Source organism: Brevundimonas sp. SL161, from assembly GCF_049896985.1.
Lineage (GTDB): Bacteria > Pseudomonadota > Alphaproteobacteria > Caulobacterales > Caulobacteraceae > Brevundimonas.
The window spans coordinates 224,920-239,416 of the sequence record NZ_JAFCVJ010000002.1; the positions used below are offsets into that span (position 1 = coordinate 224,920).

Annotated in this window: 16 protein-coding genes; 5 read left to right on the forward strand and 11 right to left on the reverse strand. The window is 67.8% G+C overall.

Annotated elements, in window-relative coordinates; translation table 11 throughout:
- Positions 1–3: 3 nt before the first annotated feature.
- The 8 genes from trpA to ACP7AU_RS03575 all read right to left on the reverse strand — a co-directional run bounded on the left by trpA (position 4) and on the right by ACP7AU_RS03575 (position 7,743).
- Positions 4–834, reverse strand: coding sequence for a tryptophan synthase subunit alpha (gene trpA / locus ACP7AU_RS03540; protein ID WP_426037002.1), 831 nt, complete (start codon positions 832–834; stop codon positions 4–6).
- On the reverse strand, positions 831–1,268 hold the full coding sequence (locus ACP7AU_RS03545; RefSeq protein WP_426037000.1) for a hypothetical protein: 438 nt from the start codon (positions 1,266–1,268) through the stop codon (positions 831–833). Before ACP7AU_RS03545 ends, trpA begins: the two co-directional genes overlap by 4 nt.
- Positions 1,269–1,270: 2 nt before the next feature.
- A complete protein-coding gene (trpB, locus tag ACP7AU_RS03550; protein WP_426050556.1) occupies positions 1,271–2,455 on the reverse strand; it encodes a tryptophan synthase subunit beta in 1,185 nt (394 codons plus the stop codon).
- Between the two features lie 80 nt (positions 2,456–2,535).
- The gene (locus ACP7AU_RS03555) at positions 2,536–3,168 is read right to left on the reverse strand and encodes a phosphoribosylanthranilate isomerase (protein WP_426050537.1); all 633 of its coding nucleotides are present in this window, start codon (positions 3,166–3,168) and stop codon (positions 2,536–2,538) included.
- Between the two features lie 31 nt (positions 3,169–3,199).
- The gene (locus ACP7AU_RS03560) at positions 3,200–4,414 is read right to left on the reverse strand and encodes an NAD(P)/FAD-dependent oxidoreductase (RefSeq protein ID WP_426050538.1); all 1,215 of its coding nucleotides are present in this window, start codon (positions 4,412–4,414) and stop codon (positions 3,200–3,202) included.
- Between the two features lie 52 nt (positions 4,415–4,466).
- Positions 4,467–5,198 (reverse strand): pseudouridine synthase, encoded by a 732-nt coding sequence (locus ACP7AU_RS03565; protein ID WP_426036996.1) that lies wholly within the window; start codon positions 5,196–5,198, stop codon positions 4,467–4,469.
- Positions 5,195–6,097: a class I SAM-dependent methyltransferase gene (locus tag ACP7AU_RS03570; RefSeq protein WP_426050539.1), complete on the reverse strand. Its 903-nt coding sequence runs from the start codon at positions 6,095–6,097 to the stop codon at positions 5,195–5,197. The genes ACP7AU_RS03565 and ACP7AU_RS03570 overlap by 4 nt, the downstream gene beginning before the upstream one ends.
- 461 nt (positions 6,098–6,558) lie before the next feature.
- On the reverse strand, positions 6,559–7,743 hold the full coding sequence (locus ACP7AU_RS03575) for an acetyl-CoA C-acetyltransferase (protein ID WP_426036992.1): 1,185 nt from the start codon (positions 7,741–7,743) through the stop codon (positions 6,559–6,561).
- Between the two features lie 181 nt (positions 7,744–7,924).
- On the opposite strand from ACP7AU_RS03575, the gene trhA reads away from it, so the two are divergent.
- The 3 genes from trhA to ACP7AU_RS03590 all read left to right on the forward strand — a co-directional run bounded on the left by trhA (position 7,925) and on the right by ACP7AU_RS03590 (position 9,792).
- The gene (gene trhA, locus ACP7AU_RS03580; RefSeq protein WP_426042949.1) at positions 7,925–8,635 is read left to right on the forward strand and encodes a PAQR family membrane homeostasis protein TrhA; all 711 of its coding nucleotides are present in this window, start codon (positions 7,925–7,927) and stop codon (positions 8,633–8,635) included.
- Positions 8,636–8,773: 138 nt separating this feature from the next.
- The gene (gene phaR, locus ACP7AU_RS03585) at positions 8,774–9,433 is read left to right on the forward strand and encodes a polyhydroxyalkanoate synthesis repressor PhaR (protein ID WP_426036988.1); all 660 of its coding nucleotides are present in this window, start codon (positions 8,774–8,776) and stop codon (positions 9,431–9,433) included.
- The gene (locus tag ACP7AU_RS03590; protein WP_426036986.1) at positions 9,430–9,792 is read left to right on the forward strand and encodes a hypothetical protein; all 363 of its coding nucleotides are present in this window, start codon (positions 9,430–9,432) and stop codon (positions 9,790–9,792) included. The genes phaR and ACP7AU_RS03590 overlap by 4 nt, the downstream gene beginning before the upstream one ends.
- 178 nt (positions 9,793–9,970) lie before the next feature.
- Here the strand turns inward: ACP7AU_RS03590 and ACP7AU_RS03595 are convergent, their stop codons facing one another.
- Both ACP7AU_RS03595 and ACP7AU_RS03600 read right to left on the reverse strand, forming a co-directional pair.
- Complete coding sequence (locus ACP7AU_RS03595; RefSeq protein ID WP_426050540.1) at positions 9,971–10,396, reverse strand: hypothetical protein; 426 nt, start codon at positions 10,394–10,396, stop codon at positions 9,971–9,973.
- A 126-nt stretch (positions 10,397–10,522) separates the two neighbouring features.
- A complete protein-coding gene (locus ACP7AU_RS03600; RefSeq protein ID WP_426036982.1) occupies positions 10,523–11,254 on the reverse strand; it encodes a glycosyltransferase family 2 protein in 732 nt (243 codons plus the stop codon).
- 93 nt (positions 11,255–11,347) lie between these two features.
- On the opposite strand from ACP7AU_RS03600, the gene ACP7AU_RS03605 reads away from it, so the two are divergent.
- Together ACP7AU_RS03605 and ACP7AU_RS03610 are read left to right on the forward strand one after the other, a co-directional pair.
- Positions 11,348–13,042, forward strand: a complete 1,695-nt coding sequence (locus ACP7AU_RS03605) for an ArnT family glycosyltransferase (protein ID WP_426036980.1) — start codon at positions 11,348–11,350, stop codon at positions 13,040–13,042.
- Complete coding sequence (locus ACP7AU_RS03610) at positions 13,039–13,959, forward strand: hydroxymethylglutaryl-CoA lyase (RefSeq protein ID WP_426036978.1); 921 nt, start codon at positions 13,039–13,041, stop codon at positions 13,957–13,959. Before ACP7AU_RS03605 ends, ACP7AU_RS03610 begins: the two co-directional genes overlap by 4 nt.
- Here the strand turns inward: ACP7AU_RS03610 and ACP7AU_RS03615 are convergent.
- Entirely contained in the window at positions 13,928–14,488 is a 561-nt protein-coding gene (locus ACP7AU_RS03615) for a hypothetical protein (RefSeq protein ID WP_426050541.1), read from the reverse strand. The genes ACP7AU_RS03610 and ACP7AU_RS03615 overlap by 32 nt on opposite strands.
- Between the last annotated feature and the right edge of the window lie 9 nt (positions 14,489–14,497).

Genomic DNA, 14,497 nt, shown 5'->3' on the forward strand with positions numbered 1-14,497 from the left:
TCTCTAGACGGTTTCCGCCACGCGCGCACCGCGCACAGCGTCGGCGAGGGCCTTCACCCTGGACAGAACGCGCGGCGCCACGGGTTCGTTCGCGTCCAAGGCCGCCGCGACCTCGTCGACCAGGACGGAGCCTGCGACCACGGCGTCGGCGACGCGCGCGATCTCGGCCGCCCGTTCAGGCGTCTTGACCCCGAACCCGACCGCGACCGGCAGGCCCGAGGCCTTGCGCACGCGTTCGACGGCCGGGGCGACCGAGGCGGATTGCGCCTCCTTCACCCCGGTCACACCGGCGACCGAGACGTAATAGACGAAGCCCGAGGTCCGCCGCGCGATGAGCTCCAGCCGGGCATCATCCGACGTCGGCGTGGCCAGACGGATCAGCGACAGGGACGCCGCATCGAGCGCGTCGGTCAACGGATCGGCCTCTTCCGGCGGGCAATCGACGACGATGCAGCCGTCCACCCCTGCTGCCGCCGCATCGCGCGCGAAGGCCTCATAGCCATAGCTCTCGATCGGGTTGAGATAGCCCATGAGGATCAGGGGCGTGTCCGCATCGCCCTGACGGAAGGCGGCGGCGAGACCGAGCGTGCCCTTCAGAGTCAGCCCGGCCTTCAGACCGCGCAGGGCAGCGCGCTGGATCGGCGGCCCCTCGGCCATCGGATCGCTGAACGGGAAGCCCAGCTCAATAATATCGGCCCCGGCGGCGGGCAGGCTGCGCAGGATCTCCAGCGCCTCATCGCGGGTGGGATCGCCGGCCATGACATAGGCCACGAACCCGGCCCGGCCCTCGGCCTTCAGCGCTGCGAAGCGCGCGTCGATGCGGGCGGTCGTCATTGGGCGGGCGCGGCGGCAGCGGCGGCGCAGACGTCGCCGGGAACGGTGGCCATGGCGATGTAACCCGGCACTTCCGGTCCGGCCGGACGGTTGGGATCGTAGAAAGCCTGCAGCTGCATGCCGTCGCAGCCTCCGGCGTCCTTGCGTTTGATGAACACCACGCGGTTGTCGTCACCTCCGGCGGCGAGCCAGCCCTGGCTTTCGAAATGGGCGACATAGGCATCGGCCAGCGCTCCGATCGAGGCCAGGGGTGCCGTGACGCAGAAAGCCTTGCCCGCCATGTCATAGAGGTTGCCGCAGGCCGCATCGAGGACTGCGCCCGGCAGGACCGGAGCCTCGATCGGCTGGCCGATGCCCGTCGCCTGGGCCATGGCCGCGGCTGGCGCCACCCCCAGAACGGGGGCCAGAACGGCCGCGATCATCATCGTCTTCATCGTCACAACTCCACGCCCAGATGCTTCGCCACGGCGAAGATGTCCTTGTCGCCCCGCCCGCACATGTTCAGCACCACGTCGCCGCCCTTGCCGACCTCGTTGGCGATCTCGCCGATCCGGGCCAGGGCGTGGGCTGGCTCCAGCGCCGGAATTATACCCTCCAGCTTCGAGCACAGCTGGAAGGCTTCCAGCGCCTCGACGTCCGTGGCTGCGCGGTACTCGGCCCGGCCGATATCCTTCAGCCAGGCGTGCTCCGGCCCGATGCCCGGATAGTCGAGGCCCGCCGAGATGGAATGGCCTTCCAGGATCTGGCCGTCGTCGTCCTGCAGCAGATAGGTGCGGTTGCCGTGCAGCACGCCGGGCCGTCCGCCCTGCAGCGAGGCCGCGTGGTCGGGGCCGTCCAGACCGCGTCCGGCCGCCTCGATGCCGATCAGACGCACGCCCGCGTCCTCGATGAAGGGGTGGAACAGGCCGATGGCGTTCGATCCTCCGCCGATCGCCGCGACGCAGGCGTCCGGGAGCTTGCCGCGCCGCGCCAGCATCTGGGCCCGGGTCTCCTTGCCGATCACGCTCTGGAAGTCGCGCACCATGGCCGGATAGGGATGCGGCCCGGCCGCCGTGCCGATCAGGTAATAGGTGTCCTCGACATTGGTGACCCAGTCGCGCATCGCCTCGTTCATGGCGTCCTTCAGGGTGCCGCGACCCGAGGTGACGGGGATGACCTCGGCCCCCAGAAGCTTCATGCGGAACACGTTGGGCGACTGCCGCTGGACGTCCGCCGCGCCCATATAGACCACGCACTGCAGGCCGAAGCGGGCGCAGACGGTCGCCGTCGCCACACCGTGCTGGCCAGCGCCGGTCTCGGCGATGATCCGCTTCTTGCCCATCCGCATGGCCAACAGAATCTGGCCCATGCAGTTGTTGATCTTGTGCGCACCCGTGTGATTCAGCTCGTCGCGCTTGAACCAGATGTCCGCCCCGCCGTGATGCGCGGTCAGTCGCTCGGCGAAGTACAGCGGGCTGGGCCGGCCCACATAATGGGTCAGGAAGTCGTCCAGCTCGGCCTGGTAGGTCGGATCGGCCTTGCAGGCCTCATAGGCCTGGTTCAGCTCCAGCACGAGCGGCATCAGGGTCTCGGCCACGAACCGTCCGCCATAGGGGCCGAAACGGCCCTCCGCGTCGGGCATGGCGTATTCGTTGGGGATGATGGCGTTCACGGGTCAGCTTTCACGCAGGCTTACGCCCGAAATACGGCCGGGCGGAGGGTTCAGACGACGGCCTTCAGGAAGGCCGCGATCCGGGCCGCGTCCTTAACACCCGGCGCGCTTTCGACGCCAGAGGACACGTCCAGCAGGGGGGCGCTGCTGATCGCCGCAGCCTCGGCCGCATTCCCCGGCGTCAGCCCGCCCGCCAGAAACCACGGCTTCCTGAACGTCCGCCCGCCCAGCATGGCCCAGTCGAACGTGGCCCCGACCCCGCCGGGCAGAACCGACCCCTCCGGCGGCTTCGCGTCGAACATCAGATGCTCGACGTGATCCTCCCAGTCTTTCGCCGCATCGAGGTCTTCAGCCGTCGACACCGACAACACCTTGATGATCCCCGCTCCGGTCAGGGTCCGCACGGCGTGCGCCCGCGCCACCGTCTCGCGCCCGTGCAACTGCACGAAGTCGGGCCTCAGATGCGCCCCGATCCGGCTCAGCAGATCGTCGTCCGCATCCACGGTCACCGCCACGATCCCGGCCCGGCCGCGCGCCCGCTCGAACAGCGGCCGCGCATCCTCTGGCGCGATGTTGCGGGGACTGCGGGTGAACATTACCGCCCCCACGAACGCCGCCCCGTGATGCAGGGCGACGTCGATCGTCTCGGGTGTCGTCAGGCCGCAGATCTTCACACCGGTCATGCGCCGCTGGTGACCTTCGCCATCGTTCGGGTCAAGACCTATAGAGGTCCGCGTCGGGATCGCGCCCGCCTCGCACCTCCGCAGCCACGATCTGGGACGCGATGACCGAGTAGGTGATGCCATTGCCGCCGAACCCCATGACGGACCAGGCCTGTTCCAGTCCGGGCACAGGTCCGATGCTCGGCAAGCCTGTCGTGCTCTCCCCGAACGCGCCGGCCCAGCTGTAGTCGAACTCGAACTCGACCTCGGGCAGCAGACGTTTCAGCTTTCCGGCGATCGTCGCGCATTTGCGCTTCAGCTTCGCCCTGTCCTCGTGGGCGACCGGGTCGGCCTCGTCCTCGCCGCCGACGATCAACCGGCCATCCCCGCCCATGCGGAAATAGAGGTACGGATCGGACGCCTCCCAAACCAGCATGTCGCGAAGCCAGGCGGGGCAGGCCGCCCGAGGCTTCGACGCCATCGCCCAGGTCGAGATCACCTCCGCATCCGGCGTCGGCACCACTTTCGGGAACTCGTATCCGCAGCAGAACACGACTTTCCGCGCCCGCACGACGACGCCGGCATCGGTCGTCAGCGTCACGCCGTCGGGATCGCCCAGCACCTCCAGCGCCTCGACGGGCGAATAGACCTTCGCCCCGTTCGCCCCGGCCCGCCGCAACAGCCCCGCCGCCAACCGGGCCGGATCGGCGCTGGCCGAGCCTTCGGACACAATCGCGCCGGTCCGCTCCATGCCATAGAGTTCGCGCAGCTCGGCCGGACCGAAGTATCGGCTCTCCAGCCCCAGGGCCGCCCGCGCCCCGGCCTCCGCCTCCAGCGCCCGGTGGCCGTATTCATCGCCCGCCAGATAGAGCGACCCCTTGTCCTTGAGGCTGCAGACGATCCGCTCTCGGGCCACGATCTGCTTCAAATCATCCAAGGCGGAACGGGACCGGCGCCAGGCCCGGGCCGCGTTCTTCGCTCCGATCTTGTCGCCCAGCGCCGTCAGCGGAAGATCGATCTCCCATTGCAGCATGGCGGTGGAAGCGACGGTCGATCCCATGAGCGGGGGCCTTCGATCCAGCACCGCCACCGAATAATCCCGGCTCAGCTCATGGGCCATGAAGGCCCCGCTGATCCCGGCGCCGACGATACAGACATCGACGCTGATCGCCTGCGTCAGCCCCTGCACGGGCACACCCAGACCCGGGCTGTCGGCCCAGACCGACCGCCCGGTCCGCAGGTCCCGCTTGATGGTGGCGCCGGTCATGTTTTTCTCCGCGGAAGCGGAGCCTTAAGTCAGCGGGAACCGGCGGGTTCCATCATGAGAAGATCAGATCGATCTCGGCCTGGGTCGCCAGCCGCCATTCGCCCGGCGCCAGATCCTCCGGCAAGGCCAGCTGACCCAACCGTTCCCGGTGCAGCCCCTCGACGTGATTGCCCACGGCCGCGAACATCCGGCGCACCATGTGATAGCGCCCCTCGGTCACCGACAGCCGCGCCTCGGTCGGCGAGATCACGTCCAGGTGGGCGGGCGCCAGCGGCTTGTCCTCGCCTTCCAGCACCAGTCCGCCGGCCTCGAACAGCGCCGCCTCCGTCCCCGCAAGCGGCCGGGCCAGGGTCGCGTGATAAACCTTGGCCACATGGCGTTTCGGCGAGATCACCCGGTGCAGCAGGTCACCGTCATCGGTCAGCAGCAACAGCCCCGACGTTTCCTTGTCCAGCCGCCCGATGGTCGAGATGGCCGGATCGCGCCGCCGCCACCGCTCGGGCAGGACGTCATAGACCAGGGCCCCGTCTTCCTTGTGCGAACAGGTCATGCCCAGAGGCTTGTTGAGGATCAGCACCAGTCCCGTCGGCGGGTCCAGCGGCCGTCCGTCGATCTGCATCCGCCCCGGCAGGTCCGCGGTCACCGCGATCCGCTTCGACACATCCGTCAGATCGACCCCGTCCAGCACGATCCCCCCGACCTTGCCCAGCCGCGCGATCTCGCTCCGCGAGCCGTAGCCCATGGATCCCAGCAGCTTGTCGACGCGGGCGGTGGGTGTCTTCATTTCGTGGCTTCGAACAGCTTGTACCCGCCGCCGTCGCCCGCCGGCGTCACCCGTTTGAATGCCGCGTTCAGCTCGGCCTCATAGGGCAGGTGCCGATTGCCGACGAGCCAGAGCACCCCACCCTTCTTCAGCATCTCGGCGGCCTTCTTGATGAAGGCCTGTCCCAGCCGCCGGTCCTCGGCCCCGCCGTCATGGAAAGGCGGATTGGAGACGATGAAGTCCAGGTCGCCCGCCGCCTCCAGCGTCCGTACATCGGCCCATTCGAATGACGCCCGCGCGTCCTCGACATTCTTCCGCGCCGCCTCGACCGCCCGCCGATCCAGATCGATCAACCGCAGCGACGTCACCGCCTCCGACCGCAGGACCACCGTCGCCAGCGCTCCATAGCCGCAGCCCAGATCGGCTCCGGCGCCCTTCAGCGCGGGCATATGCGCGGCCAGTTGCGCCGAGCCCGCGTCGATCCGGTCCCAGGCGAATACGCCTGGCTGCGACCAGGCCTCCAGCCCCTCGACCGCCTGAATCGCGCCCGCCGCGATCGCCGCGTCCAGCCCGGTCTCGCTCCCGGTCTTGATCACCACGCAACGCCGATGGTGCGCCTTGGCCGTCTCCCCGACCTCCAGCCCGAACGCCTCGAGCTCCTTCTTCAACCGCGAGCCGCCCTTGTCCTTGGCCGCCATGACATCCAGCCGCCCGCCGACCTGCAACGCCCTCAGCGCCTGCGCCAGCGCATAGCGCCGCTCCAGCACGCCAGGCGGCGCATAGACCATGGCCGTTTCGACCGAGCCGTCGGCCAGGCTTTCCAACGCCGTCGAGCCGGGGATCTGCGGAGAGGTCTGGGTCGCCGCGCCCGGCGGATCGAACACCAGCGGGGGGCGGCCGTAGAGGATCGATGTGGTCATCGGCGGGTGAATAGACTGTGGGCTGCGTGAAGTCTCCTCTCCGGTGATCCCTCTCCCCTTGCGGGAGAGGGAGCTCGCGCACGGCGGCGCAGCCGTCGTCCTTGCGCGATCGGGTGAGGGGTGACGCCGAGCTCTGGCCGATGAGCCTTGCTCGTCATCATTCGAGCCGCCGGCGTGACCCCTCATCCGTCAGCCTTCGGCTGCCACCTTCTCCCGCAAGGGGAGAAGGAAATCAGGTCATACCCATCAACGGATCGTCCGAATCCGCCTGCGATTTCAATGCCCGGCTCTAATGAAACGCCTTTTATTAATCACCCCTGAAAACGGGCGCACACTGTCCCGATGTCCGGGACCTTCCCAACCAGCGGCGCGGCTCTGTCGACTCTGTCGAGTCTATTCTGGAGTCGCGCCCCCACACGCTTCCGGACGCTTCGGACGGTGTTTTGGAGTCCGGAAACCCGTCAGACCCGCTCCACGCACAGGGCCACGCCCATGCCGCCGCCGATGCAGAGCGTCGCCAGTCCCTTCTTGCCGCCCGAACGCTTCAGCTCGTGCAGCAGGGTCGTCAGGATGCGCGCGCCGGACGCCCCGATCGGGTGGCCGATGGCGATGGCGCCGCCGTTGACGTTCACCTTGGCCGGGTCCAGCCCCAGTTCCTTCAGCACGCACAGGCTCTGGGCGGCGAAGGCCTCGTTCGACTCGACGCGATCCAGATCGGCGACGGTCCAGCCCGCCTTCTCCAACGCCTTCCTCGAGGCAGGAATCGGACCCGTGCCCATGATCGCCGGATCGACGCCCGCCGAGGCCCACGAGCGGATGGTCGCCAGCGGCTCCAGCCCGCGCGCCTTCGCCTCATCGGCCGACATCAGCACCAGGGCCGCCGCGCCGTCGTTGAGGCCCGAGGCGTTGGCCGCGGTCACCGACCCCTCCTTGCTGAAGGCGGGCTTCAGCTTCTCCATGGATTCCAGGGTTGCGCCGTGACGGATGTATTCGTCCTTGTCGACGGTGACGTCGCCCTTGCGGCCGGGGATCACGACCGGAACGATCTCCTCGTCGAACTTGCCCGCCTTCTGCGCCGCCTCGGCCTTGTGCTGGCTGGCCAGGGCGAATTCATCCTGGGCGGCGCGGCTTATCTGGAACTTCTCGGCGACGTTCTCGGCCGTCTGGCCCATGTGATAGCCGTTGAAGGCGTCCCACAGCCCGTCCTTGATCATGGTGTCGGTGAAGGCGAGGTCCCCCATCTTGTGTCCGGTGCGCAGGTGTTGGGCGTGCGGCGCCTGGCTCATGCTCTCCTGACCGCCGGCGACGATGATCTTCGCATCGCCCAGGGCGATCTGCTGATAGCCCAGGGCCACGGCCCGCAGGCCCGAGCCGCAGATCTGGTTCAGGCTCCAGGCCGGGGTTTCCTGCGGGATGCCCGCCCCCATCGAGGCCTGTCTTGCGGGCCCCTGACCGGCCGCGGCCTGCAGCACATGGCCAAGGATGACCTCGTCGACATCGGCCGGCGAAACCCCTGCCCTCTCAAGCGCCGCCTTGATTGCGATCTCGCCCAGCTTCGAAGCCGGCAGGCTGGACAGTCCGCCCAGGAAAGAACCGACCGGCGTGCGGGCGGCGGAGACGATGACGACTTCGGTGGCGGCGCTCATGAATTTATCCTTGCTGGAGTCTCAACAGGGCGACCGCCCCTTAGGCTCCTCGAAACCTTGCGTGGCGTTTCTGCCGCATCCGCGCGGCTTCGTCACGTCCGGCCTCGCCGTTCAGGCGATAGTCATGGCGGCCACCCATATTCCTCGGAACGATCGGCTCAACGCCGACTTAGGTGGGACGATGCTGACTCTTCTCAAGCGCCACGCCCGACGCATATGCACCCCGGATCAGATCGATCTGGAGGAGCACTATCAGTCGCGGTCCGAACACACCGCCGATCTGGTGGTCCATGTCGTCGGCCTGACCCTGGCGGCCGTCGGCGGCATCGCCCTGGCGATCCTGTCGGCCTTCTACGCCGGCTTCGGCGCGGTCTTCGCCACGGCGATCTACGCCCTGTGCCTGATCGCCATGCTGACCTGTTCGACGATCTACAACCTGACCCGTCCCTGCGCTGCCCGGCCGGTCCTGCGCCGTCTGGACGAGGCCGCAATCTTCCTGATGATCGCGGGCTCCTACACACCCTTCACGACCCAAAGGTTCGAGGGCTGGTGGTCCATCAGCTTTACCCTCGTGGTCTGGACTATCGCCTTCGCGGGCGTGGCGGCCAAGCTGGTCGCGCCGCGCATCTCCGACGCCTTCTGGAGCGGGGTCTATGTCCTGTTTGGCTGGCTGGCGGTGATCGCGCTGAAGCCGATGATCGATACCGTCCACCCCATCGCGCTCGGCCTGCTGGTGCTTGGCGGGCTGATCTACACGGCCGGGGTCTTCTTCTTCATCTCACCCAAGCTGAAGTACCGTCGGGCCATCTGGCACGGGTTCGTGGTGGCGGGTGCTGGCGTTCACTGGGCGGCGGTCCTGGTCGGCGTCGTCCTGGCGCCCAACCTCGGCTGACACGGAACGGTCACATGCCCACTGGCGCGTTGCATCGCAGTGCGGGATAACGGGCGCACGGAGTGAGATCAGGAAAGGTTGAAGACTTTTTCGGTTCGATCTCGCGACCCAGCAAAAGACGCCAACAAGGACACTCCAGTGGCCGACAGCACGACCCAGGGCGGAAAGACCAAGGACAGCGCCAGAAACGGCGAGCCGGTGGTCATCAAGAAATACGCCAACCGCAGGCTCTACAACACCTCGACGTCGACCTACGTCACGCTTGAGGACCTCGCCAAGATGGTCCGCGAAGGCGTCGATTTCGTCGTCTTCGACGCCAAGACCAATGAGGAGCTGACCCGTCAGATCCTGACCCAGATCATCTTCGAGGAAGAGAGCCGGGGCCAGGCGCTGCTGCCCGTCCAGTTCCTGCGTCAGCTGATCGGCTTCTACGGCGGCCATATGGAAGGCGTCCTGCCCTCCTATCTCGAGATGTCGCTGGAGAATTTCTCGCGTCAGCAGGAGCAGTTCCGCGAACAGGTGACCAAGACCTTCGGCGCCACGCCGGCGGTGGGCCTGATGACCGGCGGCCTGATGGAGTCGGCGGTCAAGCAGAACATGGCCATGTTCCAGAACGCCATGAGGATGTTCCCGCCCTTCGCCTATGGCCGCACAGACGGCGAAACTCCGGCCCAGGCCGCCCCTGCGCCGCAACCTTCGGCGGACCCGGCCATGGACGAGATGCGCCGCCAGATGGACGAGATGCGCGCCCAGATTGACCGCATCGCAGGCTCCGCCCAGGGCTCTGGCAAGCCGTGACCGACGGCGTCCGCCCTGTCGGACCGGTCGAGGGCCGCGACCGTCGCGCGACCCAGCGGCGCGAGGCCGAACGCCGCGCCGCCTCCTCCAGCCGCGCGCTGGTTCCCGTCGGCAAGGTCATCGATGAGATCCCCGACCCGGCAAGCCCTGCCGCGTCGACCACGCCCGCCGACACCAATCCTCTGGATCCGGCGGCCGCCTTCGCCGCACAGATGATGGGCCAGACCGGTCAGCGCAAAGGCCTCAAAGGGGGTCCGCCGGTGATGGACGCGGCCCGCGCCAGCTACCTCGGGGCGGAATATTCAGGCGACAAGGACCGTCGCCCCCCCGCCGGACTGATCAAGAAGACCGAACTCTGAGCTGGCCCGAGGCTTGCAGCGAACAAGGGGACATCTCGCCTTCGGACGCCGCCATGACCCTCGCCTTTGCCGCCAAGACCTTCGACGTGATCGTCGTCTCGCTGATCTTCGCCGCCCTGATCTAGGGCCTGACCCGGAAAAGTGTCAGCGGTTTTCCGCCAAGGTTGGGCCCCGGGGATCAAGCGCCTGCCCCGAAGTCCAGGTCCTTGCGCGCCGAGATGATGGTCACGATGAACCCGGCCAGCACGTCCAGCATGACCATAGTCACGATCAGGAAGAAGGTTGAGGTCGCGAACCCGCGCACCAGCAGGAACTCGACCAGGCAGATGACGAAAAGGATCATCGACAGGGCGTGATTGACGATCGCCACCTTCTGGCTTGACGTCGACTTCAGCAGTTCGAAGAACAGAAGGATCAGCGACAGGAACAGGATCAGATCGCCGATGCCGACATTCCAGCTCGCGCCCGAGGCCATCGGGATCGAAAACAGCGACTGGCGCAAGGCGTCGTCCGCCGCCGCCAGACCGCCGCCACCCAGTCCGGACAGCACGACAATGTTGTACAGGATCACCGGAATGACCAGCAGGGGCAGTGCGATCAGCATGGTCTGTGTCTCGTGTTGGAACGGCGCAGCTTGTTAACGACGGATACTCCCGTTCGCTCCACACCGCTACGGCTGTCGCCTCTTTGGGGCGCTATCGCTCACCACGCGGCGACTCGCGCCTGCGCGCTAGAACTCGCTGATGGGCCCGGGCCTACGCGAACGACTCTTCAGCCACATCACGCCCAGAAGGTCCGAGAACGAGGCCTTCAGCCGTCCCCAGTTCGTATATTTTGACTGCCCCGTCTCGCGGTGGCGGTGGCCGATCGGCAGGTACCGGTTCTCGTACCCCTCGCGGATCACCAGCGCCGGCAGGTAGCGGTGCACGTGATCGAAATAGGGAAGCCGCAGGAAGACATCGCGGCGGAAGGCCTTCAAGCCGCAGCCCGTGTCGTCGGCGTCATCGCCCAGCAGCCGCCTGCGGATCCGGTTGGCCCAGCGCGAGGCCCACAGCTTGGCCTCGGAGTCCTGGCGCTTCTGGCGCACGCCGCCGACCAGGGCGACCTGCGGCGGGGCGGCCATCAGGGCATCGGCGAGTTTCGGCCCATCCTCGGGCGGGTTCTGGCCGTCACCGTCCAGGGTGACCACGATCGGCGCCCGCGCGGCCAGAACGCCCGTCCGCACCGCCCGGCTCTGACCTGCATTGGTCGTGTGGGCCAGCACCCGCAGCGTCGGCAGTTCGGCCATCAGGGCCTTCAGTTCGGCCAGGGTCGTATCGCGACTGGCGTCGTCGACGAAAATGATCTCGTGCGCCCGCCCGCCGAAAGCCGCCGCGATCTCGCGCGCCAGCGGCCCGGCCGCGCCGGACTCGTTGTGGACCGGCACGACGATGGAAATCTGAAGGGTCTCGGCGCTCTGCATCCTTGCTCTCTAGACGCAAAACCCGGTTTCGCGCCACGGTCGGCGATGTCGAGCCGCTGACGCCTGCGCAATCGCCGTGTTAGGAACGATCTCATGACGCGCCCGAACCTGGATCGATATGTCGCCGGCTGGCGCGCCCCCCTCCTGGCGGCGCTCGTCGCCCTGATCGCCGGCCTGCCCAGCCTGCTTCTCCTTCCGCCGCTGGACCGGGACGAAAGCCGCTACGCACAGGCGACCTCGCAGATGCTGGAAAGCGGCGACTATGTCGACATCCGTTTCCAGGATGATCCGCGCTGGAAGAAGCCCATCGGCATCTACTGGATGCAGGCCGTGGCCGTGGGCCTGACGTCCAAGGTCGAGAACCGCGACATCGCTCCCTACCGCATCCCTTCCATCATCGGGGCGATGCTGGCCGCCTGGGCCTGCGCATGGGTCGGGACGGCATTGTTCGGTGCCAGAGCCGGCTTCCTCGGCGGAGCCATGCTGGGCGCGACCTTCCTGCTGTCGTCCGAGGCGGGGATCGCCAAGACCGACGCCATGCTGTGCGGCGCGGTGACCCTGGCCATGGCCGGCCTCGCGCGTCTCTATATGGCCTCCCGCGTCGCGCCACTGGTCAAGGGCGACCCGACCCAGCGTCTGTGGAAGTTGATGCTCTGGGGCGGGCTGGGCCTGTCCATCCTGGTCAAGGGCCCCATTGGCTTGCTGGTGGTCATTCCGGCCGTCCTCATGCTGTGCCTGTGGGACCGTCAATGGGTCTGGCTCAAGCGGCTGGGCTGGGGCTGGGGCGTGCCCCTGCTCGTGCTGATCGTCGGTCCCTGGGCCATCGCGGTCACCATCGCCACCGACGGCGGCTTCTGGCGCGAAGCCATCGGCAATGATCTTGGCTCGAAGGTCACCGGCGCAGCCGAAAGCCACGGCGGCTTCCCGGGCATGTACGCCCTGATCGCGCCCATTCTGCTGTTCCCTGCCACTCTGATCCTGCCAGCCGCCCTGTCCACGGGCTGGAGCCGCCGCGCCGAGCCTGCGATCCGCTTCCTCGTCTGCTGGCTGGTGCCCTGCTGGCTGATCTTCGAGATCGCCCCGACCAAGCTGCCGCACTACACCCTGCCCACCTTCGCCGCGCTGGCTTTGTTGATGGCTGCCGCCCTGACCCGGCCGATCGGCAAGGTCTCGCGCTGGACCGGTGCCGGTCTCGCGGTCTTCGGCGCCGTAGTGGTCAGCGGGATCACCGTCTACGGTCTGACCGCCTTCGGCACCTCGACGGCCCAGACCTGGGCGACGATCACCGTCGTCTGCGCTGTCATGGCCGCCCTGATCGGCGGCTTTCTGCTGCTCAATCGCGCGGCCGTCACCGGCGTGCTGATCGCCCTGGGCTTCGGCATCGTCGCCCACGGAGCGCTCGCGGGCACCCTCCGCCAGTTGCGTCCCCTGTCCATCGCTCCCCGGCTGGAGACCATGCTGGAGCAGAACGGTCTGTCGCCGCGTCAGGGCCTGACGCCAGGCCCCGTCGCCATCACCACCTTCCATGAGCCCAGCTTCGTCTTCGTCACCGGTCGCGACACCCAGTTGACCGACGCCGCCGGCGCCGCCCGCGCCCTGGCCGAGGGCCGCCCCGCCATCGTCGAGGCCGGCGACGACGAGGCCTTCCGTCAGGCGACGGCCCAGACCGGCGTGCCCGGCCGCGCGGTCGGCGTGGTCACCGGTCACAACTATTCCAGCGGCGACGATGTCCGCCTGACCATCTATGCGCCACCGGGCGCACCCACGGGTCAGGACCCTCCCCGGTGAGTTTCCGTCCGATACAGATCGTCGAGGTCGGCCCCCGCGACGGCCTCCAGAACGAGAAGGCCATTCTCGACCCGTCAGTCCGCGCCGACCTGGTTCTGCGCCTGGAGGCCGCCGGCGCACATCGCATCGAGGCGGTCAGCTTTGTCCATCCGAGACTGGTGCCGCAGATGGCGGGCGCGGAAGACGTCATGGCTGCCCTGTCCCCGACCCCGGGTCGCAGCCGCATCGGCCTCGTCCTCAACGGCAAGGGCTATGACCGGGCGCTCGGGACCGGCGTCGACGAGGTCAACGTCTCCCTCTCCGTCACCGACGGCTTCGGCCTGAAGAACCAGGGTCTGGCCGTCCGCGATCAGGTGGCGATGCTGTCCGACATCCTCGCCCGCCGTCACAACTCCGACGGCGCCGACACGCCCCTTCCCGCGCTCTCGGCCACCCTCAGCTGCGTCTGGGGCTGCCCCTTCGACGGCGAGGTCTCGGTCGGTCAGGTCAGCGATCTGGTCGGCGAACTGGCGGCTCTCGGCGTCGCCGAGATCGGCCTGGCCGACACCATCGGCGTCGGCGACCCGTGGAGCGTGACGAAGACGGTCGAGGCCGCCAAGGCCGTCGCGCCGGACGCCGTCCTGCGCCTGCATTTCCATGACACCCGCAATACTGGCGTCGCCAACGCCTATGCGGCGGTGCAGGCGGGCGTCGATATCCTGGACGCCTCGGTGGGCGGCATCGGCGGCTGTCCCTTCGCCCCCGGCGCCACGGGCAATGTCGCCACCGAGGACCTCGTGTACATGCTGGAGCGCGCCGGCTATTCGACCGGCTACGACCTCGACGCCCTGATCGGGACCGCCCGCTGGATCGGCGAGAAGATCGGCCGCCCTGCCCCCAGCGCCCTTAGCCGCGCAGGCGGCTGGCCTGGGCGATAGTTTCGATCGGTCTGGGCTGGCTCGGTGAAATCCATCCGGCGGGCAGAGGCTCGGCATAACCGTCCGGAATGGGAAAGCCTGACCCGGGCTGGATACGCGTGAGGGCGCCTCGGAAGCCGAGCGTATACCAGACGTCCAGCACATAGTCGTAGGCTCGATCCCGGTCCTCGGTATCCAGGCGTTCGAGTCGAGCGAGGTGCCGGAAGGCGTTCTTGCGAACATCAGCTGCCGCAATAGAGAAGTTCGAACCCGCCAGCACGTCGTCGATGAACCCGTTCACGGCCGCTGTCGGATTCAACTCGTCTTGCAGGCGGGCAGCCCCGGTGTAGCCGAGAGGCGGATAGTCATGGGCCTGGAACTTTTGTTCGGCACGCAGGGCAACCAGCCGCGAACGCGCCTCTGGCGTCAGCACGATAGTTTCGGTGCTGAGAGGCCGCGTTCCCCGATTCCACAGTCCGTAGCTGTAGACACCCGCCGCACACAGGGCGCCCAATACGGCGATCGGGAGTGTCAGGGTGAGAACTTGCACCTTGGTACA

Coding starts and splice junctions, on each gene's coding strand:
- ACP7AU_RS03570 (WP_426050539.1), bottom strand. CDS start 6,097: ATGACCACATCGATCCTCTACGGCCGCCCCCCGCTGGTGTTCGATCCG.
- ACP7AU_RS03560 (WP_426050538.1), bottom strand. CDS start 4,414: ATGACCGGCGCCACCATCAAGCGGGACCTGCGGACCGGGCGGTCGGTC.
- ACP7AU_RS03595 (WP_426050540.1), bottom strand. CDS start 10,396: ATGCTGATCGCACTGCCCCTGCTGGTCATTCCGGTGATCCTGTACAAC.
- ACP7AU_RS03600 (WP_426036982.1), bottom strand. CDS start 11,254: ATGCAGAGCGCCGAGACCCTTCAGATTTCCATCGTCGTGCCGGTCCAC.
- trhA (WP_426042949.1), top strand. CDS start 7,925: ATGCTGACTCTTCTCAAGCGCCACGCCCGACGCATATGCACCCCGGAT.
- trpB (WP_426050556.1), bottom strand. CDS start 2,455: ATGCCCGACGCGGAGGGCCGTTTCGGCCCCTATGGCGGACGGTTCGTG.
- ACP7AU_RS03545 (WP_426037000.1), bottom strand. CDS start 1,268: ATGAAGACGATGATGATCGCGGCCGTTCTGGCCCCCGTTCTGGGGGTG.
- ACP7AU_RS03605 (WP_426036980.1), top strand. CDS start 11,348: ATGACGCGCCCGAACCTGGATCGATATGTCGCCGGCTGGCGCGCCCCC.
- ACP7AU_RS03575 (WP_426036992.1), bottom strand. CDS start 7,743: ATGAGCGCCGCCACCGAAGTCGTCATCGTCTCCGCCGCCCGCACGCCG.
- ACP7AU_RS03565 (WP_426036996.1), bottom strand. CDS start 5,198: ATGAAGACACCCACCGCCCGCGTCGACAAGCTGCTGGGATCCATGGGC.
- ACP7AU_RS03555 (WP_426050537.1), bottom strand. CDS start 3,168: ATGACCGGTGTGAAGATCTGCGGCCTGACGACACCCGAGACGATCGAC.
- trpA (WP_426037002.1), bottom strand. CDS start 834: ATGACGACCGCCCGCATCGACGCGCGCTTCGCAGCGCTGAAGGCCGAG.